Source organism: Shimia sp. W99 (assembly GCF_053851455.3).
Map to the genome: position 1 here is coordinate 2,020,843 of NZ_JBSQBU020000001.1, position 19,400 is coordinate 2,040,242.

Sequence of the window (19,400 nt, forward strand, 5' to 3'; positions counted from 1 at the left end):
CATATCACAATGCGCGCATATCAGGTCACGTCCCACGAATCGCCCCCAAGCATCGCAGACATTCCCCGCCCCGAGCCTGCCAAGGGTCAGATCCGCATCCGGATCCGCGCCTGCGCGTTGAATTTTGGCGATCTTCTCATGATCAAGGGCACCTATCAGGACACACCTCAGCTGCCCTTCGTGCTTGGCATGGAAGTTTCGGGCGAGGTAGACGCCCTGGGTCCGGATACCGAAGGCCCGGCCATCGGTACCCGCGTTGTGGTGTTCGGAGGTGGAGGCGGACTGGCCGAATACGGCTGCTACAATGCCAACCAGGCCGTCCCGCTGCCTGACAGCATGAGCTTTGAGCACGCTGCCGCCTTCCCGGTTGCCTACGGCACCAGCCACGTGGCACTGGATTACCGTGCTCGCCTGCAACCCGGGGAAAACCTGCTGGTACTGGGTGCCGCAGGGGGTGTGGGCCTGACCGCTGTCGAGATCGGCAAGCTGATGGGCGCAAACGTGATCGCCTGCGCCCGCGGGGCCGACAAGCTGGAAGTGGCGCGCAAAATGGGGGCCGATCACCTGATCGACGCCGAAACCGACGATATCCGCGCCGCGGTCAAGGCGCTCGGCGGGGCCGACGTCGTTTACGACCCCGTGGGCGGCGAACAGTTCAAGGCCGCTTTCCGCGCCTGCCGCCCCGAAGCACGCCTGCTGCCCATCGGCTTCGCCTCGGGGGACGTGCCGCAAATCCCGGCCAACCACCTGCTGGTCAAGAACCTCACCGTGATGGGCCTCTACTGGGGCGGCTACATGGCCTTTAAACCCTCGGTCATCACAGAAAGCATGACCACGCTGTTCCGCTGGTATGCCGAAGGCAAGATCAGCCCGCATGTCAGCCATGTCCTGCCGCTCGAACAGGCCGCAGAAGCCTATGAGCTTTTGCGCAGCCGCAAATCGACCGGCAAAGTGGTTGTGACAATAGACTGACCTCTGCGCCTCGGGGGGGCTCAGCGCACCACCCCGAGGCGTACCGGATGCTCCTGTCGGGTCGAGATCGGACGGAACCCCTTACGGACCAAACCGGCGAGATGGGCGATCGCGTCGCCCTTCGCCGCGTCGCCCCCATACATGTTGATATACTGCTCACCCAGGTCGGGCAGAGCGCCGCCGTGGTCGATCACCTCGAGTTGCTGCGGCTCGGTCCCCTCGATCATGGCCCCAATCCCCAGGTCGGCCGCAATCGTGGCCTCCACCGTCCGGTCGGACTCGGTTTCCAGCGCGGATTCCCATTCGATCCCGGCCTTGTCCAACGATCCTATTGCCCGTGCGCGGAAAACGCATTGCCGCCCCGAAGCATACTGGATCGGCCGCCGCCGCCAGCTCGCCCCCCCCGGCGCCCCGATCCAAACCAGCGGCAGTTGGCACAGCCCTTCTGCGCTTTCCGGCTTTTCCGCTTCGGTGGTCAGGATCAGGTCCATCTCGCCCTTTTCGTACTGCTGCTTGAGCGCACGTGTGAAGGACGACACCAGATGCACCTTCACACGTGGAAAGGCCGCATTGAACTGCTGCAATACACGGGGAATAACCGGGTAGACGATGTCATGGGGAACTCCGAGCGAAATTTCCCCCTCGAAGGTATCGTCGGTCAATCGCCGCATGATCTCGTCATTGAGCGTCACCATGCGCCGCGCATAGCCCAGCATCTGCTCACCCGCCGGAGTCAGGGCAATTCCCCGTCCGGAACGGTCAAGCAACGCCACACCGATCAGTTCCTCCAGCCGCTTCAACTGCATCGACACCGCCGATTGGGTCAGGTGCAGGAACCCCGCGGCCCGCGTCACACCGCCAAGATCGGCGACCGCCACGAAGCTGCGCAGGGTCGTTACGTCGAGATTTCGCATTTCATCAACATCCTTGATGCATCACGTCACAACTATTCGTTTTTAAAATAGACCACACTCCTCCATATACATCAAGCAATTTGATGAAACATGGAAGACTCATCGCAGATCAGGAAAGGAACACGCCATGACCCTTCTCAGCACAATCGGCCGTTCGTTCGGCATTTCGTTTGACACCAGCGCCATCACCAAAGCTGCCGCCGTTATGCGCCAGCGTCGTGCGCTGAACCGGCTTGATGCTGCTGCGCTGAAGGATCTGGGCCTGACCCGTGCGGATGTGGAAGCAGAACTCAAGCGCCCGGTCTGGGATGTCCCGACCAACTGGCGCGGCTAAACCAGCCCCGCGGCTTTTCAACAATCTATTTCGCGTTTCTCGCACGTGTAATCCTTGAAAAGCCCCATCATCTCACCGATATTCATCTGTGACGGCTGCCCGAGCGATCGGGCGGCCCAAAAGTTCAATATCGGAGGCTTGAATGGCTGAATTTGACACAATCCGGAGCGGCGTAGGCGCGCGCGCGGCCCAGATTGATGAAGGGCTGCGCGCCCACATGAACAAGGTCTACGGCACGATGTCCGTGGGCATGCTGATCACCTTTGCGGTGGCTTGGGCCGTGGGCACGTCGCCCGCGCTGCTGGGCATGTTCCGCGATCCGGTGACGCTCAGCCCCAACATTCTGGGCTGGATCGTCATGTTCGCACCGCTGATCATGGTGTTTGCATTTGGCGCCGCCATCAACCGCCTGTCGGCGGCTGGCGCGCAATTGTTCTTCTACGCCTTTGCCGCTGTCATGGGCCTGTCCCTGTCGTGGATCTTCGTGGCCTTTACCGGCTTCTCGATCGCGCAGGTCTTCCTTGTAACCTCGATCGCTTTCGCGGGTCTGTCGCTCTGGGGCTACACCACCAAGAAAGACATCTCCGGCTGGGGCAGCTTCCTGATCATGGGTGTGATCGGTATCCTCGTGGCCTCGATCATCAACATCTTCCTCGGTTCGCCCGCGATTCACTTCGCGATCACGATCCTCGGCGTGCTGATCTTTGCCGGCCTCACCGCCTATGACACGCAGAACATCAAGAACACCTACCTGCAGCACGCCCATCACGGCGACAGCGAATGGTTGGGCAAAGCCGCGATCATGGGGGCCCTGAACCTCTATCTCGACTTCATCAACATGTTCATGTTCCTGCTGCAGCTGCTTGGCAATCGCGAGTAACGCGCAGACATATCAACCAAGACAAAGGCCGGTCCTTCGGGACCGGCCTTTTCTTTTTGCAAAGACGCATTTCAAACCGCCCCGTCTTCTTCAGGCGGGTCCTCGCGGACGATCTCGATCCTGACCTTGCCGACAAACGCGGCCAGCGCGCCCACGATCGCCAGCACCGGCGCGGCCAGCACAACCGCGCCCCCGGCAATGGCCCCCACGGTCAGCGGAATATCGACCGCGATATCGCCATCCGGCTCGTAAATGCGAATCCGGCTCGCCTTGCCCTCTGCCGCAATCCGTTTGACCTCTTCGACCAGCTTTTCCCCAGCCACTTCGATCTCTTCGATCCAATCGGGTTTCTTTTCGTCTGACATGCCAATGCGCTCCTTTCTGCAAATACCACGCCTATCCAACCGCATCCGGTGTAACGGCGCCATGACACCCGTCAACATCTTGCAGGTCTTCCAGGTCTCGCACCATCTGGACGGCAGGAAAATACACCCCCGGTGCCAGGGTAAGCTCGATTTCGCCGACGGGGCGAAAGCCCATGGCCGTATAGAACGACCGCGCGGTCAGCGTGCTCATGCAATGCATCCGCGTCATGCCCATCTCCCGCGCCGAAGCCAGCGTATGCGCGATCAACGCCGCAGCCACACCGCGACGCAACCAATCCGGGTCGGTTGCCACGTGCCGCACATGACCCTGTCCCGGACCGTAAATGCCGCGCGCCGGGCTGAGATCGGTCCAGCCGCCCGCCCCCACGATCCCCCCACTTTCGGGACAACGCGCCACGAAATAGGTACCACAGGCCAGAAGGGCAGGCTGCGCCGTGGTGATCAGAGGCAGCGCGTCGCGCAAGAGACGGGCGTCATAGTCATCGGGCAACAGCTGCGGGTAGGACCGGCGCAGCAACGCCGTCACATCGGACCTGTCGGAAATCGAGGCGGGGCGAATACTAAAATATTGGGACATGGTGGCATCCTGAAAATTTTTCTTGGGGTTCAGGGCGCGACCGGGGTCTTCAAATGCAAAAAGCCGCGCCTTGGATGGCGCGGCTTTTGCATGTGTCGAAAGGGGGGATCTTACTTGATCTTGCCTTCTTTGTACTCGACATGCTTGCGCACCACCGGGTCGTACTTACGTACGACCATCTTTTCGGTCATGGTGCGCGCATTTTTCTTGGTCACGTAGAAATGGCCCGTGCCCGCGGTCGAGTTCAGACGGATCTTGATGGTCGTCGGCTTCGCCATTTGTCTTCTCCTGCGCCGAGGCAGACAGACCGCCCCGTGAAATTCTCATGAAGCCTGCCTTTTACTGATGCCCGCCCCCGAGTCAATGGCCCCGGCCAAAGATTTTTCGCGACCCTGCGTATTTACGCAAATTCGACACGATCCCCACGAAAACAAGCCATGTCCGGCGCATTGGAGGCATACCTTGCCGCTGCGGCCGACTTGCCTGCCCGGCACCCTTGTGGGCAAATACTGCAATTTTCGCCGTTGTCCGGGAATCGTCATGCTCTGGTTCACGCTTGCCACCACCACGCCCGTCGCCCTTTTGCTGGCCGCCGGGATGTTGGGCGGCTTCTGGTCGGTGCTGGCGCTTGTTTACCTGACCGCCTTTGCATTCGCCGTCGATCTCCTGGTCCAGGGGGCTGCGGCGCGGCGTAAAAGCAATGGTGAATTCCCGGTGGGCGAGGGGCTGGCCGTGTTTCTGGGCCTCGCGCACTTCCCGCTTCTCCTGATTGCCGTCTACGCCATCTCGGGCGCAGGCGGGTTCGGATGGGCCGAGCGGCTTGCCTGTTTCCTCGGCTTTGGCATCTTCTTCGGGCAGGTCAGCAACCCCAACGCGCATGAGCTGATCCACAAACAGGCCCGCTGGCCGCGGCGGCTGGGCATGCTGATCTATACCAGCCTGCTCTTTGGCCATCACACGTCAGCCCATACCCGCGTGCACCATGTCTGGGTCGCCACCCCACGCGACCCCAACAGCCCACGGCACGGCGAGAGCTTTTACCGATTCTGGCCCCGCGCATGGATAGGCTCTTTTATCGAAGGTCTCAGGGCAGAAAACGCCCTGCGCGCCCGCGCCACCCGCCGCGCGCAGCTGTGGACCCACCCCTATATCGTCTATATCGGCGGCGCTCTCGCGGCCTGCGGCATTGCCGGGGTGCTCTTCGGCCCCGCGGGTCTCGTCGCGCTGATCACTGTGACAGGATATGCCCAGATGCAGCTTCTGGTGTCGGACTACGTGCAACATTACGGCCTGACCCGCGCCGTCAGTGACATGGGCAAGCCGGAACCGGTCTCTTCTGCCCATAGCTGGAACGCACCGCATTTCTTTTCTTCGGCCTTAATGCTGAATGCGCCACGCCATTCAGATCACCACATGCACCCGCTGCGCAGCTATCCCTCGCTGCGCCTTGACGCCGACACCATGCCCACCCTGCCCCGCTCTCTTCCGGCCATGGGCGCGTTGGCGCTCTGGCCGCCCCTCTGGCGGCGCGTGATGGATCCGCGAGTGGCGGCTTTGCGCGCGCCCCGGGATTGAGACTGGATCGCACGGACGGGTTTTGGCAGCATGGAGCCATGAAATGCGCGTTCCTCTTTTTCAGCCTCCTCGCCGCGCCGCTCTGGGCGCAATCGCCCATGACGGCCACCGAATTCGAAGCCTATGCCGAGGGAAAGACCCTCTTCTTTGCGGCCGATGGTCAGCGCTATGGTGTTGAAGAATACCTGCCTGACCGACGTGTCAGATGGTCTTTTCTCGATGGTCAGTGCAAAGAAGGGTATTGGTACGAGGACAATCAGCAGATCTGCTTTGTCTACGAAGACAGCGATAGCCCGCAATGCTGGAGTTTCTTCCTGGGCAGTCGCGGCCTGACGGCGACGTTCGAAAACCGTCCCGGCGGGCGCACGCTTTACGAGATCGAATCCACCGGGGAAGAGATGCTTTGTCTTGGCCCGGAAGTGGGGGTCTGACAGGCAAGAGGGGCGCTGCCCCATCGCGGCGGGGCCGCGATTCCCCGGAGTATTTTCGGCAAAATGAAGAGGCGGGTCAGAACAGGCTGCCCTGTTCCGGCGTATCCTTGGGTTTGGCCGGCTTTCTTGGCGCAGCGGTGGCCGCGCCGCCCGGCGTCAGCTTGCCATCCGCGAATTCGATTTCCAGTACCTGCGCCTTTTTTGCTGCTTTCGCGGTCTTGACCAGCGCGCCGTCCCCGCGCACCACGGCGTAACCACGCTCCAGCGTCGCGTGATAGCCCAGTGTCTGGCGCATGCGCTCAAGTCCTGCCAGCTTGTCCTGCTGCAGTCTGATCCGGCGCAAATAGGCGTCCTCCAGCCGCCTGTGCAGGTCGTCGATCCTGTCCTTGCGGCGATCTATTTCACGCACCAACGCATCTGTGCGCAACCGGTCGGAACGGCGATAGAGCGCCTCGCGTTTGCCCTCGATCATGCGCCGCAGCGTGCTGGCCCGCAGGGAACCCGTCGCCTCGGAAAGCGTGACCTTGCGCCGCTGAACCCCGGCAACCAGCGCGCGGGGGAGACGATCTGACGCCTCATCCAGCCGCTGGCGCGGCGTCTGCAACAGCGCGTCCACCCGCGGCAAGGCGCGCGCCACGTCGCGCAGCCGCTGCCCGCGCTGCCCGACAGCATTGCCCATGGCACGCGTCAGCCGCGCGCCCTGTTCATCCACCCACGCCAGCAGGTCCAGCCGCACAGGCACCGCAAGCTCCGCCGCCGCCGTCGGGGTGGGCGCCCTCCGATCCGACACGAAATCTATCAGCGTGGTATCTGTCTCGTGCCCCACCGCCGAAATCAGCGGAATCTCGGAAGCCGCCGCCGCACGGGCCACGATTTCCTCGTTGAACCCCCAAAGATCCTCGATCGAGCCACCGCCCCGGGCCACGATCAGGAGGTCCGGGCGCGGCATCGCCCCACCCGGCGTCAAACGGTTGAAACCCTCGATCGCGCGCGCCACCTGAGGCGCGCATTGCTCGCCTTGGACAGCGACCGGCCAGATCAGAACCTTGCGCGGAAACCGGTCGCGCAGCCGATGCAGGATGTCGCGGATCACCGCACCGCTCGGCGACGTGACCACGCCAATGATCTCGGGAAGATAGGGCAAGGGCCGCTTGCGCTCCTCGGCAAACAGCCCCTCGGCCGCCAGAGCCTTTTTGCGCTTTTCCAGCATCGCCATCAGCGCGCCTTCGCCCGCGACGGTCACGTCATCGACATTGATCTGGTACTTGGACTGGCTGCCAAAGGTGGTCAGCTTGCCCGTGACCACCACCTCCATACCCTCTTCGGGCATCATCGACAGGCGGCTCACCTGCCCTTTCCAACTCACCGCGGCGATCACAGACCGGTCATCCTTGACGTCAAAGTAGAGATGCCCCGAGCGCGCCAGCATCACCCGCCCCACTTCGCCCCGCACCCGCACGCGCCCAAAGGCGCCCTCGATCGTGCGTTTCAAGGCGCCGGAAATCTCGGAAACCGAGAATTCCGGGGCGTTTTCGCCTTCGATGGGGGAATCGATGAGGTCGGACATTTGGCCTCGCTTGTCACTCTGCGTCCCACAGCTTAGAACGCGCACAACCGAAGGCCAAGCAGAAGGGCACCCCCCATGAACATTCTCATTCTCGGCAGCGGCGGACGGGAACATGCGCTGGCATGGGCCGTCCTGCAAAACCCCAAATGCGACAAGCTGATCGTTGCGCCGGGCAATGCCGGGATCGCCCAGATCGCCGATTGCGCCGGGATCGACATCATGGATGGCGGCGCGGTGGTGAATTTCGCCGAAGAAAACGCCATCGACTTTGTCATCGTCGGCCCCGAGGCACCGCTTGCTGCCGGGGTGGCCGATCGCCTGCGCGAGGCGGGCATCCTCGTCTTTGGCCCTTCTGCGGCCGCCGCGAAACTCGAAGCCTCCAAAAGCTTTACCAAGGAAATCTGCGACGCGGCCAACGCCCCGACCGCCGCCTATGGCCATTTCACCGACGCAGACGCTGCCCGCGCCTATATCCGCGAACAGGGCGCGCCCATCGTGGTCAAGGCCGACGGGCTGGCCGCGGGCAAGGGCGTGATCGTGGCCATGGACGAACAAACCGCTCTGGACGCCATCGACGACATGTTCGGCGGCGCCTTTGGCGGCGCGGGCGCCGAGGTGGTGATCGAAGAGTTCATGGAGGGCGAAGAAGCCTCCTTTTTCATCCTCTGCGACGGCAAGACCGCGCTGCCCATCGGCACGGCACAGGATCACAAGCGCGTCGGCGAAGGCGACACCGGTCTCAACACCGGCGGCATGGGCGCCTATTCCCCGGCCCCCGTTCTGACCGACGAGGTGGCACAAAAGGCGCTTGATCAGATCATTCAGCCCACGATCGACGAAATGGCACGGCGCGGCACGCCTTATCAGGGCGTGCTCTATGCCGGCTTCATGATCAAGGACGGCCAGCCACGCCTTGTGGAATACAACGTCCGGTTCGGCGACCCGGAATGCCAGGTTCTGATGATGCGCCTTGGGGCACAGGCCATGGACCTCATGCATGCCGCCGCCGAAGAACGGCTTGCCGGGGTAGAGGTAAACTGGGCCGATGATCATGCCATCACTGTCGTCATGGCCGCCAACGGCTATCCCGGTTCTTACGAAAAGGGTTCGGTAATCAAGGGGCTGGATGCCCTGCCCGAGGACAGCATGAACATGGTCTTCCACGCCGGCACCACCGCCAGGGACGGCGCCATCACCGCCTCTGGGGGCCGTGTGCTCAACGTGACGGCGCGGGGTGACAGCCTGCAGGAGGCCCGCGACCGCGCTTATGCCATGGTCGACGCGATCGACTGGCCCGGCGGCTTCTTCCGCCGCGATATCGGCTGGCGGGCGCTCTGACATGGCCGAGTTCCGCTTCCGTCCGGCGCCCGTTCGCTCCGAACGGGTGTTCCGGCTGGAGGCGGAAACCCTCACCTGTCTCAAGGACAGCCGCGCGGAATGGTCTCTGCCGCTGGCCAGTGTCACCGACGCGGCTTTTGTCAGCTACAAATCTCATGGCCGAATGATCTGGCGGCTTGACCTGATGAGCGGTGACCAAACGCACCCCATCAACGCCAACCTGCCAAGCCGAGACGCCTATCTTACGGAGGACTTCACCGCCTTTCACGGGCTGGTCAACGCACTGGGAGAAACCCTCCCTGACCAACAAATCCTGTTCGGCGAACATGGCCGCGCGCGCAAGGCGATTTTTGCCGTCGGCCTTCTGTCAGCCCTCGCCGGGGCCGGGCTTTTCACCGCCGCACTTCTCAGCGGCATTTCCTCCAGCCGCCTGACCGAGGCCGCGGTTCCGCTTCTGGGTCTGACCCTATTTGGCGGCCTTCTGATCCGGGCCTATAACCCGTGGAAACGCCCGCCGCGCATCGCAGTTACGCTGCTCCCGTCAATCCTGATCTACATGGCCGGGGGCAAGGTCGAAGAAACACCCTGAGCAAAGCGTTTGCCAGTCCACCATACGCACAGTAACCTGCCCTTCAGGGGAGAAAATATGGGAGCCGGACCCATGTCCGACATGCCATCCGTTGCGGATGCCTATCAAAGCGGCGAGTTCACCGATCTGGCCTTTCATTTCGTGCCGGTCGGCATCGTCGTGACCGAAAACCGCGTGATCCGAGACTGCAACCAGACCTTTGCCTCCATGTTCGGCTATGAGCGCGCGGCCCTGCGCGACCAGACCTTCGCCATCCTCTATCCCAGCCAGGAAGAATTCGCCAATATCCGCAACCGGGGCGTCGACTGCCTGCGCGAAGGCGGCATCTATTGGGACGAGCGCGTGATGATGCGTAATGGCGGCGAGATGTTCTGGTGCCGGGTGCGCGGCCATACGTTTACCCCCGAAGACCCGCTGATGCGCGCGGTCTGGAGCTTTGCCGACCTCTCCGACACCCGCCCCTATCAGCAACTCACCCGCCGCGAGCGCGAGGTGTTCTCGCTGATGAGCGAAGGCATGACCTCCAAGGAAATCGCCAAGGTGCTGGAAATGTCCAACCGCACCGTCGAGGTGCACCGCGCCAAGCTCCTGAAGAAATTCGGGGCCACCAACACTGCCGCACTGTTCCAGTCGCTCGGCGCGATCAGCGGCGATCACGTGATCAACGCCGGGCACCAGTTCTCGGCCCGCTGATCCCCCAAGCCAGGGAGACCCCACCATGACAAGACTATTCGGGGCGGTTCTGACTCTGATCGGTTTCCTGACCGCACTTTCGGCACAGGCCGCAACTTTCGAAATCCGCGCCACCAACCCATATGGCGATCCCCGGTTTCAGCTTCTCGACCTGAACCAGACCTATTCCGAGGCGATTGGCTTCATTCAGGGCCTTGGCCCCTCCAAACCCACGCTGGAAGGGGTACAAGAGGATTGGGACTGGGTGTTTCGGGGTAACGCAATCCGCTCGGACGGTGCGCACAGCTATGAAACCCTGCTCATTCCTGCCGCCGTCGGAAGTCTGCAGGCCGGGCGCGTGATCCACCTCTCAGGACAGATCGAAAAAGGCGACGCCGAGGTTTTGCAAAGGCTGATCAAGGCAGGCGGGTTCAGCAACTGCCGCGCACCCGGCTATTGCCCCTTTGCCAACGTGATTTCCCTCGACTCGCCGGGCGGCAGTTTTGCCGAGGCGCTGCGGCTGGCCGAAATCATACGGTCGGAAAACTTCGTCACCGTCGTCGGCCCCAACGCCACCTGTGAAAGCGCCTGCACGCTGATGTTTCTTGGCGGCTACACCAGCTACGAGGGCCGCTTCTTTCCCCGCCGCTTTGCCCATGTGAGCGCGCGCATTGGCGTGCACCAACCCGCGATCAGCCTGCCCCGCCGCGACTATTCGGCGGGCGAGGTCGACCAGATTCTTGCCATCCTGTCTCGCTCGACCAATGCCGTGACCAGCTTCTTCCTCGGGTCCGGCGTGTCCATCGGCCTGATGGACCGCATGTTCGCCACCGCCCCCGAGGACATGTACACGCTCACCCCGCTCGATCTCGCCGGGGAACATGTTTTCCTTTTTGACTGGGCCGCCGCCCCGAACCAGCCCCTGCCGGGCCGGCTCACCGCCACCCGCGCCGCCGCTTTGGCTTATTGCGGGCAAAGCTTCCGCTCGACCTACAAGGTCGACAGCATGGACCTCGTGCATAATCTTCAGGTCGACGCGCTGTCCTTCATTACCTTCGAAACCGGGCGCAACTTTGCCTGCATGGGTCACAAGAGCAACGCCGGGACATGGCAGGTCGAGATTTGCGACAGCAATCGCTGCGTATTCGAGACCTATGGCCAGGTCGAGATGATGCCCAAGGACCCCGCGCTCAAATATTACAACCAGATGCTGGACATCGCCGTTGGCATCGACAACGCAGAGCTCGGCATCGCCATCCGCGACTATGCCCATCGCGGCGCGCTGCTCGCCTATGTCCGCGAGTTCTACAAGGATGAAAGCTACCTGTTCCGCGATGTGCCGCTGACCCCGGACCAGATTGGCATGCCTCTGGCCTATTGCGGCGCTCTGGATGATGCCAATCCCGAACTGGTGCGCATGGTTCAGGGCAAGCTCAACGATCTCGGCATCAATGTGGGCCGCCCCGACGGCGCCCCCGGCCCCAACACCCGCGAAGGTATTCAAACCGCACAAAACCGGCTGACCGGCGACACCACGGCACAGGGGCGCGTAACACCGGCCCTGCTGCAGGCCATGGGCATCCCGTCAGAGGCACAGGCCCGGTTCCGCTTCTGCGATCCGGCTTACGATCACTAAAGGCTTATTTGCAGGCCACCGCGTCGGACAGGCTCTTTGACCCTTTGAACGGGCCTGCATCGCGGCTGGCGACCTTGCTGCCGCGATACGTCGTCACCATCACCCGCGCCCAGTCGCCGCTGGCCGTCACGATCTCGGGTCCCGTGCCGCAGTCGCGGATACCGCCCGAGATAAAATCTTCACCGATCTTGTGATTGGTCAGCCCCGGCTTGTCGGCCAAGTGCACCAGCTTGCCGCCGTCAAACCGCCAGATGCGCAGTGTCTTGGCCAGATGCGGGCGGTCGATATAGGCCAGCTCGATCTTGCCGTCCCCGTCCAGGTCCGCCGCCCCCAAAGGCGCAAGCCAGCGGTTGGTGCGCCCGATATGCGGGGTCTGGGCGATTTTTCCGGATTCATCATAAACAGCCAATGCCGCGCCCAGGCGAACATCGCTTTCGACCACGATCACTTCCGGGCGCCCATCATTGTCCACATCCACAAGGCGCGGCTCCAGGTCCTCGAACACCCGCGTGTCCGGCAGGGTAATTCTGATGGTCTTGGCCTTCAACAGTGCACAGGCCGGACAGGTATCCACCTTAAGGACCAGTGCACCCCACTCCACGGCATCCCCAAGCACGCCATGGGCATAGCGGGTGGTCGGCGCGTCATAGCGCGCCGACAGAATTTCGCGATCGCTTCCCGCCAGCGCAACGGCAGGAACTGCCAGCGCCAGTATCAGAACGGCGAGCGCGCGCCGCATCAGATCTGCTTTTCAGGCATCTGCACGACCAGCCCGTCCAGCGCGTCCGTCACCTTGATCTGACAGGTCAGGCGCGAGCGGGCCGGATCGGGTTCATAGGCAAAGTCCAGCATGTCCTCTTCCATGTCATCCTTGGCAGGCAGTTTATCCGCCCAATCAGGATGCACGTAAACATGGCAGGTCGAACAGGCACAGGCGCCGCCACAATCGGCCTCAATGCCCGGAATATTGTTGTCGCGCGCGCCTTCCATCACGGTCAGACCGTTGGCCACTTCGACCGTGTGCTCGGTTCCGTTATGCTCGACATAGGTGATCTTTGCCATGCCCTCGGGCTCCCCTTCTCATTTGACGTCCGCCTGTACCTAGTCATGCACGCCCCGCGCTGCCAGTCCCTTTTGCGACATCGCGGGAACAACCTTGCGACAAAATCCAAATGTTCTATATTTGTTCTCATGTTGACCATTTCCCCCTCCCGCGCCCCTTATGACAACTGGCCCCGCCCCCCTTCGGCGCTGACCGCCGACCGCCTTGTCGAGCCGCCCAACGGTGCCCGCATCACCGTGGCCGGACTGGTGATTCTGCGCCAGCGTCCGGGCACCGCCAAGGGCGTGATCTTCCTCACGCTCGAAGACGAAACCGGCGTGGTGAACATCATTGTCTGGCGCAAGCGCTATGAACAATTCCGCCGCGCGGTGATCGCCGGGCGGATGCTGCGCGTCACCGGGCAGCTTCAGCGTGAAAACAACGTCACCCATGTGATTGCCGAACGGATCGAGGATATCTCGCCCATGCTCGACAGACTTCTGAGCGGGAACACACCCTGACCCTTTTGAGATGCACAAAAACCGGCTAGAAAGGGCACAGCAAATCAAGAGGCCCGAGCATGCCCCCCCGATCCGCCCTTCTCCCGGCCATCGCGCTGGCGGTTCTCGCCGCCTGCCAGGAGCAGATTGCGGACGTGCCCTATATCGCTGCGCTGGCCGAACCCGAGATTGTCCGCGCCGAAGACGCAGGCGCGCCGCCCAATGCGCGCCCCGGAAGCTGCTGGGGCCGCGACGTGACCCCGGCCGTGGTCGAAACCGTCACCGAACAGATCATCGTGCAACCCGCCGAAGTGCTGGACGACGGCACTGTGCTCAGCCCGGCCATTTTCCGCACGGAAACCCAGCAACGTATCGTCAAGGAGCGCCGCGAAACCTGGTTCGAAACCCCCTGCCCCGAGGTCTGGACCGAGGAATTCACCGCCTCCTTGCAACGCGCCCTGCAGGCGCGTGGCCTGTTCTATGGCCCCATCACCGGTCAGCCCGACGCCCGTACCCGTGCCGCCATCCGCCGCTATCAGAAAGCGGGTGGGCTCGACAGCGCGGCCCTCTCGCAGGAAAGCGCCCGGCGGCTGGGCTTGGTGGCGGTTCCGCGCGAGGAATAAGCCCCGACATAGAACAAAGCCCCGACCAGAGGCCGGGGCTTTTTTGATCTCGCGTCATGCGTGCGACGTTACTCTTCCAGGCTCAGTGCCACGAAACGCGGCTCTCCCCCACGACGCACCAGAAGCAACAGAGACTTGCGCCCCGCTTCCTTGGCCTCGGCAATCCGGTCTTCCAGATCCGAGATGGTCAGCAACTTCTGCTGGCTCGCCTCGGTCAGGACATCCCCGGCGCGCAGGCCCTTTTCATAGGCTTTCGACGCCTCGTCCACCGCCCCGACAACAAGCCCGGTCGTCCCGTCATCAATGCCCAGTTCACCGCGCAGCGCATCGGTCAGCGGTGCTACGGTCAGGCCGAGGATTTCTTTCTCCTGCGGCTCGCCCTGCGGCACGGGCTGGCTCGCCGGCACAGCTTCAGCCTCTTCACGACGGCCCAAAGTCACCTTGAGCGTCTGGGTCTTGCCGTCCCGCAGGACAACCACGCGCACGGTCGTGCCCACATCGGTGTTGCCCACCTGCTTGACCAGCCCACGCACGTCTTCCACGTCCGCGCCATCAAAACTCAGGATCACGTCACCCGCTTCCATGCCCGCTTCTTTCGCTGGCCCTTCTGGCACATCCGTGACCATCGCGCCCGATGCGGTTTCCAGACCTTCGATCGCTTCGACCATGTCTTCGCTCACGTTCTGGATGCGCACACCCAGCCAGCCGCGACGGGTCTCCCCAAACTCCTGGAGTTGGGCGACCACTTTCTTGACAACGTTCGACGCCATCGAGAAACCGATCCCGATCGACCCGCCGTTGGGCGACAGGATCGCGGTGTTCACACCGACAACCTCGCCGTCCATGTTGAACAATGGCCCACCCGAGTTGCCCCGGTTGATCGCGGCGTCGGTCTGGATGTAGTCGTCATAGCTGCCCGACAGCGCCCGGTTGCGGGCCGACACGATTCCGGCCGAAACCGAAAATCCCTGCCCCAGCGGGTTGCCCATGGCAATCACCCAATCCCCTACGCGGGCTGTGTCGCTGTCGCCAAAGGAAACAAACGGCAAAGGCTTGTCGGATTCGACCTTGAGCAGAGCAATATCCGTGTTCTTGTCGGTGCCGATCACCTTCGCAGGCAGTTCCTCGCCCGAGTAGAACTCGATCAGGATCTCATCCGCGCCCTCGATCACGTGGTTGTTCGTCACCACGTATCCGTCTTCCGAAATCACGAAGCCGGACCCAAGCGCCGAAGTGCGGCGCGGACGATCACCATTACCCTGGCGGTCCTGGAATTCGCGGAAAAAGTCCTCGAAGGGCGAGCCTTCGGGAACGATACCCTGCGGCCCGGTCCGCCCGGCCACCACGGTCGATGTGGTGATATTGACCACGGCCGGGCTGAACTTCTCCGCCAGATCGGCAAAGCTCTCGGGCCGCGCCTGTGCCGTGAGTGCCTGTGCCAGCACCAGCATGCCGGTCAGAAACGCCAGCCACAAAAGCCGCATCTGGGCCCAAGGGTGGCGGTCCACTGCAATCGCCTGAGATTTCACGTCAGGTTCCCCCTATTCTGTTTTGGTCCTAGGAACCGGCCCCGCCGGTTCGTCAGGCTGAAAAATGTGTTCTTACCGTTGCAAGTACAACAGCACACCTATCGCTTTGTCACAAATCCGCGTGAGTGACTCGTGAATTTTTCGGTAAGATTACGCCCATAATGCAGATTCCTGCAAAGAAATGCGCGCCGGATCGCTCACGCGCCCAGCGTCTTGGCCACCCAGACAAAGACCAGCCCCAGCACAAGCGCCATCAGCCCCAGTGTGCGCCGCTGGCCTTCGGGCAGGCTGCGCAGCGCGGCAAGCAGGTCTTCAACAAGCGAAGGGGCCAGTACATAGACCAGCCCCTCCACAATCAACACAAGGCCAATGGCCAAAAGCGCGGTGCCGATCATTCGCGGCCCTTGTCGCTCTTCAGGTAGTTGAAGAACTCGCTGTCGGGCGACATCACCATCGACGAGTTGTCCCCGCCCAAAGCCGCGCGATAGGCATTCAGCGAACGGTAGAATTCAAAGAATTCCGGGTCCGCGCCAAAGGCATCGGCGAAAATGGCGTTGCGCCGGGCATCGGCTTCACCTCGGATGATCTCGCTCTGACGGTTTGCATCCGACACAAGCTCGACCACGGTCCGGTCGGCCTGCGCACGCACCCGCTGCGCGGCTTCTTCACCACGCGCGATCTCGTCGGCGGCTTCCCGTTCCCGCTCTGCACGCATCCGTGCAAAGGTCGCCTCAAGGTTGGCCTGCGGCAGGTCGGTGCGTTTCAGACGCACGTCGATCACCTCAAGGCCAAGGCCCCGCGCCTCGGTGATGGCCGCATCCCGGATGCGGTTCATCAACGACACACGATCCGAAGACAGCACCGAATCCGAGCGAACGGAACCAAGAACCTCACGGGTCTGCGACCGCAGGATGTTGTCCAGACGCCGTTCCGCCAGCTCGATACCACCGGTACCAACCGCCTGTCGGAACTGTTTCACATCCGCGATCCGATAGCGGGCAAAGGCGTCCACGACCAGACGACGATCGTCCAGCGGCGTGACTTCCAGCGGGCCAACTTCACGGCTCAGGATACGGTCGTCATATTTGACCACGTCCTGAATGAGCGGCACCTTGAACGCGATACCGGGATCTTCCTTGACGGTCACAACCCGGCCGAACTGCAGAACCAGCGCCTTTTCACGTTCGTCCACGATGAACACTGATGACAGCGCCGCAGCGACGATGATCACCAGCACGGGCAGCAGATAAGTCGTCTTACGCATATCAGTTGCTCCCCTTCTTGAGTTCATTCAGCGGCAGGTAAGGCACCACACCCTGTTCCGACGAATCCTGATCAATGATCACCTTGTCGATACCACCCAACACTTCTTCCATGGTCTCCAGATAAAGACGCTTGCGCGTCACGTCCGGCGCCTTACGGTATTCCTGAAGCACGGCCGAGAACCGGCTCGCTTCACCTTCGGCTTCGTTCACGACCCGTGCACGATACCCTTCGGCTTCTTCCAGAACCTGAGCGGCTTCACCCCGCGCCCCGGCAAGCACCCGGTTGGCATAGGCATCGGCCTGTTTCTGCAAGCGGTCACGCTCCTGAGACGCCGACTGCACTTCGCGGAAGGCGTCTTTTACAGGCTCGGGCGGATCGGCACCGTCAAAGTTGATCCGAACGACGTTCACCCCCGAGTTATAAGTGTCGAGCGTCTGCTGGATCAGCTCTTGCAGACGGTCCGCGATGATACCCCGGTCCCGGTTGAGGATCGGCGCCAGTTCCGACTGCGCGATAATCTCACGCATCGCCGATTCCGACACGGCGCGGATCGTGTCTCGCGGGTCGCGCAGGTTGAACAGGTACTGCGCCGGGTCCGAGATGTTCCAAACCACCTGGAAATCAATATCCACGATGTTTTCGTCACCGGTCAGCATCAGACCGTCAGTCGAGCGCGAACTTGCCGGAATATCTTCGGTCTGTTCGTTCGTAACCGGGACAACCTCGGCCGTGACAAGCGGCCAGGGCGCAAAGTTCAGGCCCGGATTGCCCGTCGCGTAATATTCACCAAGGAACAGCTCGACCGACTGTTCTTCGGGCTTCACGGAATAGAAACTCGCCAGCGCCCAGAAAACACCCGCCACGGCAATCCCGATCCCGATCGTGCCTTTGGTCAGCTTGGGGCCGCCACCGCCCGCCGGGCCATTGCCCCCCGAGCGACCACCGCCGCCGCCACGCCCGCCCATGAGCACGCGCAGCTGGTCCTGACCCTTTTTCATCAGGTCATCAATATCCGGGATCTGCGGCCCGTCGCCGCCACCCTCGGGCGGGCGTCGCCCGTCGCCGTTATTGCCGCGATTTCCGCCGCCCTGATTGCCGCCCCCTCCCCAGGGGCCGCCGCTATTACCTGCCATAAAGGTTCATCCCTTTCCTACATCCGTCTTCGGCGCTGCCCTTAACCTGAGGGCTGTGCCGCAAATTTCAAGCCGATTTACGCGCTGCGCACCGGCGTTTTCATCGTCACGATCTCTTCCGACATGGTCGGGTGCACCGCAACCGTCCGGTCAAAATCTTCCTTGGTCGCACCCATTTTTACGGCGATCCCGGCAAGCTGGATCATCTCGCCCGCCCCCGGCGCCACGATATGACAGCCCAGAACCTTGCGCGTTGCCTTGCTCACGATCAGCTTCATCAGCACCCTTTCGGCGCGCCCCGCAAAGCTCTGCTGCATCGGTTTGAAACTAGTGGCATACACCTCGATCGGCTCCTGCTCCGCAGCTTCTTCTTCCGAAAGCCCGACCGTGCCCATTTCAGGCTGGGTGAAGATCGCGGTCGGGATCAGTTCGTGATCCACCGGCGTCGGGTTGCCCTTGAACACGGTCTCCACAAAGGCCATGCCCTCGCGGATCGCCACCGGCGTCAGGTTCACCCGGTCGGTGACATCGCCCACGGCAAAGACCGACGGCACCGCCGTCTGGCTGTATTCGTCGACAACCACTTCGCCCTTGCGCCCGATCTGAACGCCGATCTCCGCAAGCCCCATGCCTTCGGTATTGGGCGCGCGCCCCGTGGCAAACATCACCTGATCAAACAGACGCTCGGTGCCGTTCGTCGCCTTCACCCGGATCTTGTCGCCGTCTTTCTCCATCGACAGGATATTGGTGCCAAGATGCACGTCGATCCCGCGCTGGCACATCTCTTCACAGATCAGTCCCCGCGCCTCATCGTCAAAGCCCCGCAGGATCTGCGCGCCGCGATAATACTGTGTCGTTTTCACGCCCAGACCATGCATGATCCCGGCAAATTCGCAGGCGATATAGCCCCCGCCAATGATCAACATGTCCTCGGGCAGCTTTTCGAGGTGGAAAATGTCGTTCGACGTGATCGCCAGCTCGATCCCCGGCATCTCGGGCAACACAGGCCGCCCGCCCATCGCCAACAGGATATGCTTGGCGCTTTTCTGCGTCCCATCGGACAGCTCCACCGTATGCGCATCCACCAGCTTGGCGCGCTGATCAAAGGTCTCGACCCCGCTGTTTGCCAACAGCTTGCGATAAACCCCCTCCAGCCGATCCAACTCGGCATGCAGCTTGCCCTTGAAGTGGTCCCAGCTGAACGGCCCCGGCTTGATATCCCAGCCATAGGCCGCGGCATCTTCGACCATACCTGAGTATTCACTGGCAAATACCATCAGTTTCTTCGGCACACAGCCCCGGATCACGCAAGTGCCGCCATATCGGTCTTCCTCGGCCAACGCGACCTTGACACCTTCGGCTGCCGCAACGCGCGCAGCCCTTACACCACCGGAACCACCGCCGATGACAAACAGATCATAATCAAAAGACATGTA

23 protein-coding genes are annotated in these 19,400 nt (G+C 62.2%); 11 read left to right on the forward strand and 12 right to left on the reverse strand.

What is annotated here, in order from left to right:
• Positions 1-9 precede the first annotated feature (9 nt).
• Entirely contained in the window at positions 10-972 is a 963-nt protein-coding gene (locus tag ACS3QZ_RS10095) for an NADPH:quinone oxidoreductase family protein (RefSeq protein WP_456037717.1), read from the forward strand.
• A gap of 20 nt (positions 973-992) precedes the next feature.
• On the opposite strand, the gene ACS3QZ_RS10100 is transcribed toward ACS3QZ_RS10095, so the two are convergent.
• Complete coding sequence (locus tag ACS3QZ_RS10100) at positions 993-1,886, reverse strand: LysR family transcriptional regulator (protein ID WP_456037718.1); 894 nt, start codon at positions 1,884-1,886, stop codon at positions 993-995.
• Between the two features lie 127 nt (positions 1,887-2,013).
• Between ACS3QZ_RS10100 and ACS3QZ_RS10105 the strand changes: the two genes are divergently transcribed.
• Both ACS3QZ_RS10105 and ACS3QZ_RS10110 read left to right on the forward strand, forming a co-directional pair.
• Positions 2,014-2,220 carry a DUF1127 domain-containing protein gene (locus ACS3QZ_RS10105; protein WP_093090686.1) on the forward strand — a complete coding sequence of 69 codons (207 nt, stop codon included), beginning with the start codon at positions 2,014-2,016 and terminating at the stop codon, positions 2,218-2,220.
• 142 nt (positions 2,221-2,362) lie between these two features.
• Positions 2,363-3,100 carry a Bax inhibitor-1/YccA family protein gene (locus ACS3QZ_RS10110; protein WP_456037719.1) on the forward strand — a complete coding sequence of 246 codons (738 nt, stop codon included), beginning with the start codon at positions 2,363-2,365 and terminating at the stop codon, positions 3,098-3,100.
• A 71-nt stretch (positions 3,101-3,171) separates the two neighbouring features.
• On the opposite strand, the gene ACS3QZ_RS10115 is transcribed toward ACS3QZ_RS10110, so the two are convergent.
• From ACS3QZ_RS10115 to rpmG, 3 genes are all read right to left on the reverse strand, one after another.
• Entirely contained in the window at positions 3,172-3,465 is a 294-nt protein-coding gene (locus tag ACS3QZ_RS10115) for a DUF4342 domain-containing protein (RefSeq protein ID WP_456037720.1), read from the reverse strand.
• A 31-nt stretch (positions 3,466-3,496) separates the two neighbouring features.
• Complete coding sequence (locus ACS3QZ_RS10120; RefSeq protein ID WP_456037721.1) at positions 3,497-4,063, reverse strand: GNAT family N-acetyltransferase; 567 nt, start codon at positions 4,061-4,063, stop codon at positions 3,497-3,499.
• A gap of 110 nt (positions 4,064-4,173) precedes the next feature.
• Entirely contained in the window at positions 4,174-4,341 is a 168-nt protein-coding gene (rpmG, locus tag ACS3QZ_RS10125) for a 50S ribosomal protein L33 (RefSeq protein ID WP_007814563.1), read from the reverse strand.
• A 262-nt stretch (positions 4,342-4,603) separates the two neighbouring features.
• Here rpmG and ACS3QZ_RS10130 point away from each other — a divergent pair, with 262 nt between their 5' ends.
• Both ACS3QZ_RS10130 and ACS3QZ_RS10135 read left to right on the forward strand, forming a co-directional pair.
• Positions 4,604-5,638 (forward strand): alkane 1-monooxygenase, encoded by a 1,035-nt coding sequence (locus ACS3QZ_RS10130; RefSeq protein ID WP_456037722.1) that lies wholly within the window; start codon positions 4,604-4,606, stop codon positions 5,636-5,638.
• Positions 5,639-5,676: 38 nt separating this feature from the next.
• The gene (locus ACS3QZ_RS10135) at positions 5,677-6,069 is read left to right on the forward strand and encodes a hypothetical protein (protein ID WP_456037723.1); all 393 of its coding nucleotides are present in this window, start codon (positions 5,677-5,679) and stop codon (positions 6,067-6,069) included.
• 76 nt (positions 6,070-6,145) lie between these two features.
• Here ACS3QZ_RS10135 and xseA read toward each other — a convergent pair whose 3' ends face one another.
• Complete coding sequence (xseA, locus tag ACS3QZ_RS10140) at positions 6,146-7,636, reverse strand: exodeoxyribonuclease VII large subunit (RefSeq protein WP_456037724.1); 1,491 nt, start codon at positions 7,634-7,636, stop codon at positions 6,146-6,148.
• Between the two features lie 75 nt (positions 7,637-7,711).
• On the opposite strand from xseA, the gene purD reads away from it, so the two are divergent.
• The 4 genes from purD to ACS3QZ_RS10160 all read left to right on the forward strand — a co-directional run bounded on the left by purD (position 7,712) and on the right by ACS3QZ_RS10160 (position 11,871).
• Complete coding sequence (purD, locus tag ACS3QZ_RS10145) at positions 7,712-8,974, forward strand: phosphoribosylamine--glycine ligase (RefSeq protein WP_456037725.1); 1,263 nt, start codon at positions 7,712-7,714, stop codon at positions 8,972-8,974.
• A gap of 1 nt (position 8,975) precedes the next feature.
• Positions 8,976-9,563, forward strand: a complete 588-nt coding sequence (locus tag ACS3QZ_RS10150; RefSeq protein WP_456037726.1) for a hypothetical protein — start codon at positions 8,976-8,978, stop codon at positions 9,561-9,563.
• A gap of 72 nt (positions 9,564-9,635) precedes the next feature.
• Positions 9,636-10,256, forward strand: coding sequence for a LuxR C-terminal-related transcriptional regulator (locus tag ACS3QZ_RS10155; RefSeq protein ID WP_456037727.1), 621 nt, complete (start codon positions 9,636-9,638; stop codon positions 10,254-10,256).
• A 25-nt stretch (positions 10,257-10,281) separates the two neighbouring features.
• The gene (locus ACS3QZ_RS10160; protein ID WP_456037728.1) at positions 10,282-11,871 is read left to right on the forward strand and encodes a peptidoglycan-binding protein; all 1,590 of its coding nucleotides are present in this window, start codon (positions 10,282-10,284) and stop codon (positions 11,869-11,871) included.
• Positions 11,872-11,875: 4 nt separating this feature from the next.
• Here ACS3QZ_RS10160 and ACS3QZ_RS10165 read toward each other — a convergent pair whose 3' ends face one another.
• Both ACS3QZ_RS10165 and ACS3QZ_RS10170 read right to left on the reverse strand, forming a co-directional pair.
• Entirely contained in the window at positions 11,876-12,610 is a 735-nt protein-coding gene (locus ACS3QZ_RS10165) for an FG-GAP repeat domain-containing protein (RefSeq protein ID WP_456037729.1), read from the reverse strand.
• Positions 12,610-12,933, reverse strand: coding sequence for a 2Fe-2S iron-sulfur cluster-binding protein (locus ACS3QZ_RS10170; protein ID WP_093090710.1), 324 nt, complete (start codon positions 12,931-12,933; stop codon positions 12,610-12,612). Before ACS3QZ_RS10170 ends, ACS3QZ_RS10165 begins: the two co-directional genes overlap by 1 nt.
• A gap of 129 nt (positions 12,934-13,062) precedes the next feature.
• On the opposite strand from ACS3QZ_RS10170, the gene ACS3QZ_RS10175 reads away from it, so the two are divergent.
• Both ACS3QZ_RS10175 and ACS3QZ_RS10180 read left to right on the forward strand, forming a co-directional pair.
• Positions 13,063-13,434, forward strand: a complete 372-nt coding sequence (locus ACS3QZ_RS10175; protein ID WP_093090712.1) for an OB-fold nucleic acid binding domain-containing protein — start codon at positions 13,063-13,065, stop codon at positions 13,432-13,434.
• Positions 13,435-13,493: 59 nt separating this feature from the next.
• A complete protein-coding gene (locus ACS3QZ_RS10180; protein WP_093090714.1) occupies positions 13,494-14,036 on the forward strand; it encodes a peptidoglycan-binding domain-containing protein in 543 nt (180 codons plus the stop codon).
• Between the two features lie 68 nt (positions 14,037-14,104).
• Here ACS3QZ_RS10180 and ACS3QZ_RS10185 read toward each other — a convergent pair whose 3' ends face one another.
• The 5 genes from ACS3QZ_RS10185 to gor form a co-directional block, all read right to left on the reverse strand.
• Positions 14,105-15,520 (reverse strand): DegQ family serine endoprotease, encoded by a 1,416-nt coding sequence (locus ACS3QZ_RS10185; RefSeq protein ID WP_456039328.1) that lies wholly within the window; start codon positions 15,518-15,520, stop codon positions 14,105-14,107.
• Positions 15,521-15,762: 242 nt separating this feature from the next.
• Positions 15,763-15,960, reverse strand: a complete 198-nt coding sequence (locus tag ACS3QZ_RS10190; RefSeq protein ID WP_456037730.1) for a DUF2065 domain-containing protein — start codon at positions 15,958-15,960, stop codon at positions 15,763-15,765.
• A complete protein-coding gene (hflC, locus tag ACS3QZ_RS10195) occupies positions 15,957-16,829 on the reverse strand; it encodes a protease modulator HflC (protein WP_456037731.1) in 873 nt (290 codons plus the stop codon). The genes ACS3QZ_RS10190 and hflC overlap by 4 nt, the downstream gene beginning before the upstream one ends.
• A gap of 1 nt (position 16,830) precedes the next feature.
• Entirely contained in the window at positions 16,831-17,964 is a 1,134-nt protein-coding gene (gene hflK / locus ACS3QZ_RS10200) for an FtsH protease activity modulator HflK (RefSeq protein WP_456037732.1), read from the reverse strand.
• A gap of 77 nt (positions 17,965-18,041) precedes the next feature.
• Positions 18,042-19,397 (reverse strand): glutathione-disulfide reductase, encoded by a 1,356-nt coding sequence (gene gor / locus ACS3QZ_RS10205; RefSeq protein ID WP_456037733.1) that lies wholly within the window; start codon positions 19,395-19,397, stop codon positions 18,042-18,044.
• Positions 19,398-19,400: the final 3 nt, after the last annotated feature.